11 protein-coding genes are annotated in these 9425 nt (G+C 66.0%); 6 read left to right on the forward strand and 5 right to left on the reverse strand.

What is annotated here, in order from left to right; all coding sequences use genetic code 11:
* Positions 1–23 precede the first annotated feature (23 nt).
* Positions 24–2957 (forward strand): hypothetical protein, encoded by a 2934-nt coding sequence (locus tag ACFWF3_RS12890; RefSeq protein ID WP_379313831.1) that lies wholly within the window; start codon positions 24–26, stop codon positions 2955–2957.
* 94 nt (positions 2958–3051) lie between these two features.
* Entirely contained in the window at positions 3052–3975 is a 924-nt protein-coding gene (locus ACFWF3_RS12895) for an esterase/lipase family protein (protein ID WP_379313832.1), read from the forward strand.
* A gap of 20 nt (positions 3976–3995) precedes the next feature.
* Here ACFWF3_RS12895 and ACFWF3_RS12900 read toward each other — a convergent pair whose 3' ends face one another.
* Positions 3996–5138 (reverse strand): serine hydrolase domain-containing protein, encoded by a 1143-nt coding sequence (locus tag ACFWF3_RS12900; RefSeq protein ID WP_379313833.1) that lies wholly within the window; start codon positions 5136–5138, stop codon positions 3996–3998.
* A 377-nt stretch (positions 5139–5515) separates the two neighbouring features.
* On the opposite strand from ACFWF3_RS12900, the gene ACFWF3_RS12905 reads away from it, so the two are divergent.
* The 3 genes from ACFWF3_RS12905 to ACFWF3_RS12915 all read left to right on the forward strand — a co-directional run bounded on the left by ACFWF3_RS12905 (position 5516) and on the right by ACFWF3_RS12915 (position 7222).
* Positions 5516–5983, forward strand: coding sequence for a DUF4232 domain-containing protein (locus tag ACFWF3_RS12905; RefSeq protein WP_379313834.1), 468 nt, complete (start codon positions 5516–5518; stop codon positions 5981–5983).
* Positions 5984–6021: 38 nt separating this feature from the next.
* The gene (locus ACFWF3_RS12910; protein WP_378990452.1) at positions 6022–6450 is read left to right on the forward strand and encodes a hypothetical protein; all 429 of its coding nucleotides are present in this window, start codon (positions 6022–6024) and stop codon (positions 6448–6450) included.
* A 145-nt stretch (positions 6451–6595) separates the two neighbouring features.
* Positions 6596–7222 carry a helix-turn-helix domain-containing protein gene (locus ACFWF3_RS12915; RefSeq protein ID WP_379313835.1) on the forward strand — a complete coding sequence of 209 codons (627 nt, stop codon included), beginning with the start codon at positions 6596–6598 and terminating at the stop codon, positions 7220–7222.
* Here ACFWF3_RS12915 and ACFWF3_RS12920 read toward each other — a convergent pair.
* Positions 7204–7779, reverse strand: coding sequence for a dihydrofolate reductase family protein (locus ACFWF3_RS12920; protein WP_378990454.1), 576 nt, complete (start codon positions 7777–7779; stop codon positions 7204–7206). The genes ACFWF3_RS12915 and ACFWF3_RS12920 overlap by 19 nt on opposite strands.
* Positions 7780–7963: 184 nt before the next feature.
* Between ACFWF3_RS12920 and ACFWF3_RS12925 the strand changes: the two genes are divergently transcribed.
* Complete coding sequence (locus ACFWF3_RS12925) at positions 7964–8527, forward strand: chloramphenicol phosphotransferase CPT family protein (RefSeq protein WP_379313836.1); 564 nt, start codon at positions 7964–7966, stop codon at positions 8525–8527.
* 141 nt (positions 8528–8668) lie between these two features.
* Here the strand turns inward: ACFWF3_RS12925 and ACFWF3_RS12930 are convergent, their stop codons facing one another.
* The 3 genes from ACFWF3_RS12930 to ACFWF3_RS12940 form a co-directional block, all read right to left on the reverse strand.
* A complete protein-coding gene (locus tag ACFWF3_RS12930; RefSeq protein ID WP_082843603.1) occupies positions 8669–8836 on the reverse strand; it encodes a DUF4236 domain-containing protein in 168 nt (55 codons plus the stop codon).
* 66 nt (positions 8837–8902) lie between these two features.
* Positions 8903–9172 carry a hypothetical protein gene (locus ACFWF3_RS12935; protein WP_379313837.1) on the reverse strand — a complete coding sequence of 90 codons (270 nt, stop codon included), beginning with the start codon at positions 9170–9172 and terminating at the stop codon, positions 8903–8905.
* A 117-nt stretch (positions 9173–9289) separates the two neighbouring features.
* Positions 9290–9425 (reverse strand): DUF6194 family protein (locus ACFWF3_RS12940; protein WP_379313838.1); only part of this gene is annotated, 136 nt, incomplete at its 5' end.

The raw sequence follows: 9425 nt of genomic DNA on the forward strand, positions 1-9425 counted from the left end.
TTCCCGCGCTGGGACGGTCACGGATGCGGCTGCTTCCCTTCCGCACCGATGCGGCGTTCGAGGCGGTCCACAACCCGGCCGAGCATCTGATCACCGATGCTCTCGCGCATCGAGTGGTGAGCATCATCGCCGGCGAGGACCTTCACCTCGGCCGGGATACCTCGTGGGTCGACATCGATGACAACCTCGCGGCCTCAGACGTGGAGCCCGCGCTGCTGAGCCTGTTCTGCCGCGAGCTCAACGAAGAGCGCAAGCGTCGTGGGCGGGCGCACTTCGACGAGCAGCTGGTCGAGGATGCCAAGCGCGACATTCTGTCGAACTACTACGCGTCGTGCGTGCGTGATCTGTCACCGCGAGTCGCGGAGTTCATCGAGTCGGAACTGATCACCGAGAAGGGTTTCCGCGACAGCTACGCCCGTGAGGACGCGGTGCCGTCACGGCTGACCGACGACGAACTCGCTCGGCTGATCGGCTCGCGCCTGGTGCGGCTCGAGGAATACCACGGCGCGCAGCGGATCGAACTGACCCACGATGTGCTCACGGGCGTCGTACGCGACCACCGCGACCGGCGACGCGCGGAGGAAGTGCGCGCGGCGCAGGCGGCCCATGCGGAAAGGGAGAAGCGAGCCCTGCTCGACGCTGCCGCCCGGCGTGAGGCCGAACTCGACGACGAGCGGCGGGCCGGACGGCGACTCAGGCGGCTGTCAACTGTCCTGGCAATGGTGTGCGTCGTATCCGTCGTGCTCGCTGTCTTGGCCGCGATCAATTGGCGATCGGCCGACATCGCCCGCGATGATGCCGCTGCTCGAAGCAGAGAGATTTTCGCCGGGCGCCTGACCTCGCAGGCGCAGGCGATGCTGGCCGGCGACCGGCCCGGCGGCAAATTGGAGGCGCTCGACAAATTGCTTGCAGCGCAGCAGATCTCGACCGATCCCGACCTCGGCGCGCTGGGAACGACGTTGCGGAACGAGGCGCGCTTGCACAAGGTCATCGACCTGGTTGCACAAGGTGGTGTGCTCAGCGCCGACGGTCGGCGGATTGCCACGCACACACCGTCCGGAATCAAGCTGGTGGACACGGAGACGGCGAAGCCGCTCGGAGAGCCGCTCGCTGCCGACGGCACGGTCGTGGCGACAAGCCCGGACGGGCGGTATCTCGCGTTGAGTCACCGCGACGACATCATTCGAGTATGGGACTCAGCCACGGGCAAGCCGATCGGGCCACCGGTGACGGGCGGCAAGAACTCACTGCGAGCCGCTGCCGTCAGCCCGGACGGTAACCGGGTCGCCGCAAGCTGGGGCGATCACGCAGGTCTGTGGGATGCCCGGACCGGGCGCAAGATAGGGCCATCGCTGGGTGCGCGCGTCACACAGGTGCTGGCGCTGGCGTTCAGCCCCGATGGGAATCGCCTGGCTTCAGCAGGTACCGAGAAGACGGTAAAGCTCTGGGATGCGCGCAGCGGCGCGGCACTCGGCGAAACGGTAGCTGCCGGCGACCCGCGCATCAGCCGCAGCGAAGCGATACGGAGTCTGAGCTTCAGTCCCGATGGACACTTCATCGCCGCCGGCGGTAACACCATCGGCCTCGGTACATTGCTGGGCGCGGGCACACCGTTGCGGATCTGGAACGCCGATACCGGCGCCGCAGTCGGGAACCCGGTGACGGGCAATTTCGGCAACGTCCAATCGGTGGCATTCAGTCCGGACGGTGGCCGGATCGTCACAGGGGGCAGCGACAAGACCGTACGACTGTGGGACTCGAAGACCGGTCAGCCGGTAGGCAATCCGCTCGGACTCAATGCGGCCGTCCGGTACGTCGCCTTCACCCGTGACGGCGACCGGATCGTCGCAGTGGCCGACGATACCGGCCAAGTAATTCACGCTGATCCCGCTGCGGCGTTGACCACCAGGGTAGGAGGCAGCAGGGCGATCGGGCCGGCGTCGGTGGATACCAGGCAGGGGGTGGACAGCCACACGGATCGTCCGCGAATTCTGGTCCTTCGTGATGACGTACTGCGACGGCTGGACGTCGACACCGGTGAACAGATCGGGGACGTGATCGTGTCCGAGGCACTCCGAGGAGGCACCCAGATCTCGTTCAGCCCGGACGAACGCTGGCTCGCGGTGGTGGGCCGGGACAACGATATCCGAGTCGTGGATGTAGCGAATGGGCGCCAGCGTGGCGCGCCGATGAAGGGGCACAACGACACGTTGAACACAGTGGAGTTCAGCCCGGACGGGAAGACACTCGCAACGGGAGGCAGTGACAATACGGTTCGACTCTGGGACTGGGCCGAGGGGCGGCAGATCGGCGATCCCCTGACAGGTCACAAATATGTCGTGCACAAAATCGCATTCAGCCAGGACGGCCGTCGGCTGTATTCCCTCAGCAGCGATTCCGTCCGCATCTGGGATACCACCACAAGGCAACCGGTCGGTAAGGCAATGGAGAGCCACTTCTTCGCGAGCATGACGCTCAGCCATGACGGCCGGCGCATCGCGGTCGCAGACGACGAGACGATCCGCCAATGGGACGCCGAAAGCGGTGACGCCGTCGGCGAGCCCTTCACAGGCCACGACGATCCCATCGATTCCGTCGGTTACAGCCCCGACGGCAGGTACCTCGTCTCCGCCTCGACAGACCGCACGCTGCGGTTCTGGGACGCCTACACCGGAGGTCAGATCGGACAACCGATCGTCACCGCCCCGGTCGGCCAAACCCCGCTGCTCGAATTCAGCAAGGACGGTCGTCGCGTTTTCATTATTGCCCAGGGGGTCTCCTTGGACGGCAAGCCTCCGTTCGTGGGCGGTGGGATATGGCAGCTTCCGGCGCCCGCCGCGTGGTGGGACGCGCTCTGCGACAAACTCACCTCCAATCCCAGCGACGAGAAATGGAAGAACTGGGTTTCGGACGACATACCGAACACCGAGCTGTGCCGGGGCAAACCCCAGGCATGATCCGTTGTGTCGCACCGGGACCTCCAGAGCTGATTCCACGCTAAAGTCACCCCGGAAGGGCAGAATTGAAACACGTTCTATTGGGGGCTTCATCATGTCGAGATGGCGAATCAGGTCGTTGCTGTGCGCGGCAGCAGTGACGGTGGGTGTGGGCGCCGGGCCCGCGCAGGCGGAACTACCGGTGGAATACAGCACGTGGAGTGGCATTCGTGCCGAGCTGGCTCATCCCGGCGGCTCGCTGCCCGGCAGCAATGACTGGGACTGTAAACCCGGTGCGGCACACCCGAATCCGGTGGTGATGGTGCACGGCGGAGCCGGCGCCGGCGCCCAAACCAATTGGGGCACCATCGTTCCGCTGCTGGTGAACGAAGGCTACTGCGTCTTCGCGCTGACCTACGGCGCTCTCGACCTGCCATGGCCGGTTTCGGCGCTCGGCGGGATGACCGGCACCCCGGAGCAGAACGCGCGCACCATCGGCGGTTTCATCGAGCGGGTACAGGCCGCGACCGGCGCCGAGAAGGTCGATATCGTCGGCCATTCCCTGGGCACGCTGCTGCCGAACTATTACGCGAAACGATTCGGGGGTGCGTCCCTGATCGAGAACTACGTCTCCTTGGCTCCGGTATGGAGTGGCACCTTCGGCGATCAGTTGGCCACCGCCCGCGAATACGCCGCCCAGCTCGGTGTCGGCCCAGCCCTCGAAGCGGCGTTGGCCGCCCAGCCCTCCGGGAAGGAAGCCCAGACAGGTTCGCCACTGATGGTCGACCTGCATTCCGACGGCATGTATGTCCCCGGCATCAGCTACACCAATATCGTCACCATCCACGACCAGGTCGTCCTGCCCTATACGTCCGGCCTGCTGCCCGGTGACGGGGTGACGAATATCGTTCTGCAAGAAGGCTGTTCGCAAGACAGGGCCGATCACCTCGGCATCGTCGCCGATCCCCGCGCAGCCGCCTACCTGCTCAACGCCCTCGATCCACAACACCCTCGCCCGGTGCCCTGCCCGGCCGGATAATCGGCCCGAAGGCCGCCGGTCTATTTCTCGCAGAGCGCGTGGTCCACCAGCTCGCCGACCGTCCGCAGTTGCGCGAATCCCTTGCTCTGCGTGACATCCTCACCGACAGCGAGCGTGGCAGACAGTGAGACCACGGCGCTTCGGCCACCGTCATCGGTCACTCCGGCGTTGGTGAGAAATCCCGTCTGACCGCCGTTGTGCATCCAATACGTGCCGCCGCACGACAGGGGCACCGCGAACAGGCCGAGGCCGTAGCTCGCGCCGGGCCAGACCAGCCCGGTGACGCCCTCGACCGGCACCGTGGTCCGCATCTGGGCCAGCTCTTCGGGTCGCAGCAGTTTTCCGCCGAGCAGACTTCGGTAGAAGGTGCCGACATCGGCGGTGGTGGAGACGTAGCCGGCGGAGGCGTCGGCGTCCACCAGTTCGGTGACATCGATCAGCGGACCGTCGACCTCGAATTGCTGATACCCGTTCGCGTGCGGGTCGGGCAACGTCGGTGCGTCGCCGGGCCAGCGGGTGTCACGCAGTCCGAGTGGTTCGAGGATCCGTGCGGAGATCTCGTCGTACCAGGGCCGGTTTGCCACCTGCTCGATGATCAGGCCGAGCAGGACATAGCCGACGTTGGAGTACGACCACCCCGCACCCGGCGCGAAATCGGGTGCGTGCCGCATGGCGGCCGCCACCGTGTCGCGCGGATCGCGCACCTGATAGCGGAGCCGGTAATAGTCCTCGGCAGTGGCCATTTCGGGCGGGCTCTCGTGAATACCGCTGGTGTGCTGGAGAAGGTGCCGAACTGTGATTTCCGCACCGTCATTTCCGTTGCCGCGCACCATATCCGGCAGCCAGTGCTGAACGGTGTCATCGAGCGAGAGACGACGTTCACCGACCAGCATCAGGACCACGGTGGCGACCATCGTCTTGGTCAAGCTTCCGATCCGGAAGTATCCCTCTGGCGAAACCGCCGCCAGGACAGAAGTATTCGAGTGACCCGCTACCGCGGCCTGATCGGTCCCGACGCCCACGACCCTGGCCTGCACTCCCGTAGTTCCCAGCGCCGCGATCGCCTCGACGTCGCGTCGCAAAGTGTCCGCGCGGGGTTCGGCGTCGCACCCGCAGACCGTCGAGACCAGCGCGAGCACCGCGGCCAGGATCGTGTATCGCATCGTTCCCCTTTCGCATCACCGGGAACCTATCGATGCCGAACACCCCTCGACATCCCACTGCGGTACGGCAACGCACTCACCCCGCGGTATCGACTCGGCGTTCGCGCGCCGGCCGAGTCACGGCGCGAGCACGTCGGCGAGATCGGCGAGGTCCGGTCCGCATCGTCGCTATCCGCACGTCGCTGACACACTCGGGTGACGGCGGATTCGGTGCATGACCGAGTCACACCCCCGGGTTATCCGCACCGTGTACGGGGAACATCGTTAGCGAGGTTAACGGACAAGCTCGACGTCTCGATCTACCCACGTCCCGAATCGAAATCTGCACGAAAGGAAACTTCACGGTGAGAACGAAGCGAGCGATAGCGGTTGTGGCAGTGGCAGTTCCGGCGATGTTCATGATCCCGGCCGTCAGTTCCGCACAGCTGCCGATCTGTTCGGCCGAGATGTTGACCGCGACCACCCAGCACGACTCAGCGCCCTCGACCCAGCAGAACACCCTGCGGATCGTGCTCACCAACACGTCCCAGCAGAGCTGCCTGGTCCAGGGCTACCCGGGCGTCGACCTGGCCGGGCCCGACCATCCGGCCTACGGGCCGAACTACTCGCTGCCACGCCAGGAAACCGGTTTCGCCCCCGTGACGGTTGCCCCCGGCGCGGCCGTGAGCAGCGAACTCACTTATCTCTCGGACGGACCCGAAGGCTGGACACCCACCACGATCGTCCTGACCCCGCCCGACACCACCACCCAGTTGCAGGTGCCGTGGCCGCAGGTCGGCAGCGTCGTCCGTCAAGACGCCGCCACCCACGCGGGTACCTTCATCGGCCCACTGCGGCCGGCCTGATCATGCGAATGTTGAACCACGCGCAGAAGGGAAATCCCATGAATCTTCCGATTCGCCGATTCGGCATCGCTGTGATGCTCGGCGCCGTGCCCGCCATGCTGACCGCCGCACCGAATGCGACCGCGGCAGTGACCGGAGTGAGCGTGGAGCAGCCTGCCGAGGGCCTGCGCACCGGCTGCGCTTACACGGTCACCGTCGGTGTCGACGCACCGGTTTCCGAGGCCGGCGAGGTGACCATCGGCATCAGCGGTGGTTCGGTGCCAGGGAACGGCAAGCAGCTCGGGGTCGCCGTCTACCATCCGGAGAACGGCACCGCGACGTTCGACTGGACACCCGAGTACACCGGTCGTCAAAACCTTGTCGCCCAGCAGTTCAAGCCCGGGCAGTACACCTCCACGGACTACATCACGGTCGAGGTCGTAGGGCGCGGTCTGAATACCGGAAGCTCCTGCCTGCCGCTCCCATAGAACTCACCGACCAGGCCGACTTCACCTTAATCCGGCAACCCGCGCGATTAGGATCGCGATGGTGGGATTGGTGTTCGAGACCCGATTATCGGACTCGCCCTGGGTGGAGTCGGTGTGGACCTGCCGCAGTGAGCAGGTCGCGGAGATGACATCCGTGGCGACCGAGACCTGGGGATTGGTGTTCTGGGAGCAGCAGGGTGTGCCGTTCGCGGCGGTCACCGGGCCGGAAGTCGCCACCAGCACCGCACCCGTTCCCGAGGGGGCCGACTTCGTCGGCATCCAGTTCGCCGTCGGCACCTCGCTGCGCGCGGTGACCGCGACAACCCTGGTCGACAGTGGGATCGTCCTGCCCGATGTGACCGCACGCGGGTTCTGGCTGGACGGCGACCGATGGGAAACACCGCGCGTCGACGACGCGGAAGCGCTGGTCGAGCGGCTGGTCGGCCAGGGCGTCGTGGTCCGCGATGCCCTGGTCGCCGACACGCTGCGTGGTCTGACACCCGCGATCACCGAGCGCACGCTCGAGCGTCGCTTCCGGGCGGCGACGGGCCTCACCCAGGGCGCGGTCCGTCAGATCGAGCGGGCCCGCACCGCGGCGGTGCTGCTGAGCGCGGGCGAGGCGCCGGGCGATGTCATCGACAAGCTCGGCTATTACGACGAGCCCCACCTCGCCCGCGCGCTGCGCCGCTTCGTCGGCCGGACGGCGGGGCAGCTGCGCGAGGGTGCCAGTGGTGCGATCGCGCTGGACCTCACTCAGCGCACCACGTCGTAGACCATCTTGGCGACGCCGTTGGAGTATGTTGCCGAGTCGCGCAGGCGCAGCTGCTGTTTGGGCCGGTCGGCCCGGCCGAACAGGCTCTTGCCCGCGCCGAGCAGCACCGGGAACACGAGCAGATTGTATCGATCGATCAGGTCGGCGTCCGAAAGTCGCTGTGCCAGTTCGGCACTGCCGTGGATGTAGATCGGGCCGCCGTCGGTCTGCTTCAGCTTTTCGATGTCCTCGGTCGAGCGCAGAATGGTGATCTCGCCCCAGCCCTCGATCAGCGCGTCGTCGGTGAGCGAGGAGGAGACAACATATTTGGGCAGCTCCTTGTAGGCGGCGTGATCCTCGGAATCGCGCCAGATCGGGGCGAACGCCTCGTAGCTACGGCGGCCGAACATCAGCGCGGTGGTATCGGCGAGTTCCTCACCCTTGAGCGAATACGCCTCCGGCACGAACTCGGTCTCCATCACCCACCCGCCACTGCGATGCCCCTCGACCTTCCCACCGGGCGAGTCCACCACGCCGTCGAGCGACATGAATCCCGTGTAAACCAGTTCGCGTGCCATCACAATCCTCCTGAATACGAGCGTCGGAAACTGCCTGCGGCCAGCCTAGGGAACGCTCCCCCACCCTGTCTTGGACGAAACCGACACGAGCGTTCGGAGGGCATAACCGGCGCAAGGCCGACGAAATCGCCAGTTTCCTGTCCCGTTCTGCTTGGCTGGACGGATGCCGGTTTCATGGGGTCGTATGGAACGGCCCGGTCAAGTCGTTCTTCTCAATGGGGTATCGAGTTCGGGCAAGTCGAGCATCGCGCGGCAGTTGCTGGCCGACCTCGAACGGCCCTTCTTTCACATGGGCGTCGACATGATCGGCGCGATGCGGTCGGAATCGCGGACCCATGAGCTGGATCCAGCCGAACTCGCCGACGTCCTGCGACGGACCCGAGCGGGGTTCCACCGCGCCGTCGCCGCGATGGCTTCGGCGGGCAACGACATCGTCATGGACCACGTCCTGAGCGAGCCGTGGCGGCTGCGCGACTGTCTGACGGTCATGCGCGGCATCGACGTCGTCTTCGTCGGCGTGCACTGTTCACTCGACGAACTACAACGCCGAGAACAGCGACGGGGCGATCGCCGCGTCGGCACCGCGGCCGGCCAGATCCATTCGGTTCACGCCCACCGGACCTACGACCTGGAACTCGACACCTGCACCGGCACTGTCGAGAACTGCTCGGCCCAGATCACCGCGTTCCTCGACCGTGCCCCTACACACCGAGCATTCGATCGCCTTCGCGCCGAACTGACGAGGTGAGATGCGTTGCGACCCGATGCCGACTGCACCCAGCCGTCGACCTCCGCGCGCCTTGCGTGGACGACGTTGCGGCGGGCGGTAATACCGGCCGAGCGGCGGCTTTCGGCCTGTGGGCACACCAGCAACGCGGGCGGTGCCCGATCAGCGTTGGCGCCAGCTCAGGGGGCCCGGGAGGTCGACGCTGTTCTTGCGGGTGCGGGAGTTCCAGGACCAGGGGCCGATCTTGATCCCCCAGGACGACAGGCCCGCTTGGGTGAAGTTGAACTTCAGCGGTCCGAAGGATTTGCGCTGACGGAACTTGATGGGCATGAGCAGCCTCCCTGATCGCCACCAGGATAACCGATCCGGTTACGCCCCACCGGTTTCCGCAGGTCGCTAGGACGAACCGGAACGTCGGCGACGACGAGCGATGGCGAACATGGTGAGGGCGACGATGATCGCGAGGGCGATGGCGAGGGTCAGCAGGATCAGGGGGGCGCTGGGGTGGGTTCGGTCCGCGCCGCTGCGGCGGATCAGCAGCGCGGCGATCAGGGGGCCGACCATCGTCAGCGCCGCCGCTGTCGACAGCAATCCGCCGGTGATCAATTCGACGGGTCCGAGCCTGGCGCTGGACAGCGAACGCACAGGCCGGAGATGTACTGACATGACCTCCCCTTTCGTTGGTATCTGAAAGGTACCGCGCCGGAGGGAATAAACCGCGACCATGCGACCGGGCCGTCGCAACCATGTCACCAGCAAACCAAGAGCGACTGCCGAGTCTGGCTATTCGGCCGCGCGTCGCTCGGATCGGGTGCGTGCCCGGTCGTGGGCCTCGCGCAACAACTCGCGAACCCTCGCTTCGGTGGCAGTCGACGGATTCACCACCGCGAGCCAGTTCGCGGCCGCGTAGAGGGGGTGC

This window comes from Nocardia sp. NPDC060220, assembly GCF_042727815.1.
Classification (GTDB): domain Bacteria; phylum Actinomycetota; class Actinomycetes; order Mycobacteriales; family Mycobacteriaceae; genus Nocardia.

Excerpts from the sequence above, each read along its gene's own strand:
- ACFWF3_RS12890 (WP_379313831.1), top strand. The coding sequence starts at position 24 with ATGCGGCTGCTTCCCTTCCGCACCGATGCGGCGTTCGAGGCGGTCCAC.
- ACFWF3_RS12895 (WP_379313832.1), top strand. The coding sequence starts at position 3,052 with ATGTCGAGATGGCGAATCAGGTCGTTGCTGTGCGCGGCAGCAGTGACG.
- ACFWF3_RS12900 (WP_379313833.1), bottom strand. The coding sequence starts at position 5,138 with ATGCGATACACGATCCTGGCCGCGGTGCTCGCGCTGGTCTCGACGGTC.
- ACFWF3_RS12910 (WP_378990452.1), top strand. The coding sequence starts at position 6,022 with ATGAATCTTCCGATTCGCCGATTCGGCATCGCTGTGATGCTCGGCGCC.
- ACFWF3_RS12915 (WP_379313835.1), top strand. The coding sequence starts at position 6,596 with ATGACATCCGTGGCGACCGAGACCTGGGGATTGGTGTTCTGGGAGCAG.
- ACFWF3_RS12920 (WP_378990454.1), bottom strand. The coding sequence starts at position 7,779 with ATGGCACGCGAACTGGTTTACACGGGATTCATGTCGCTCGACGGCGTG.
- ACFWF3_RS12925 (WP_379313836.1), top strand. The coding sequence starts at position 7,964 with ATGGAACGGCCCGGTCAAGTCGTTCTTCTCAATGGGGTATCGAGTTCG.
- ACFWF3_RS12930 (WP_082843603.1), bottom strand. The coding sequence starts at position 8,836 with ATGCCCATCAAGTTCCGTCAGCGCAAATCCTTCGGACCGCTGAAGTTC.
- ACFWF3_RS12935 (WP_379313837.1), bottom strand. The coding sequence starts at position 9,172 with ATGTCAGTACATCTCCGGCCTGTGCGTTCGCTGTCCAGCGCCAGGCTC.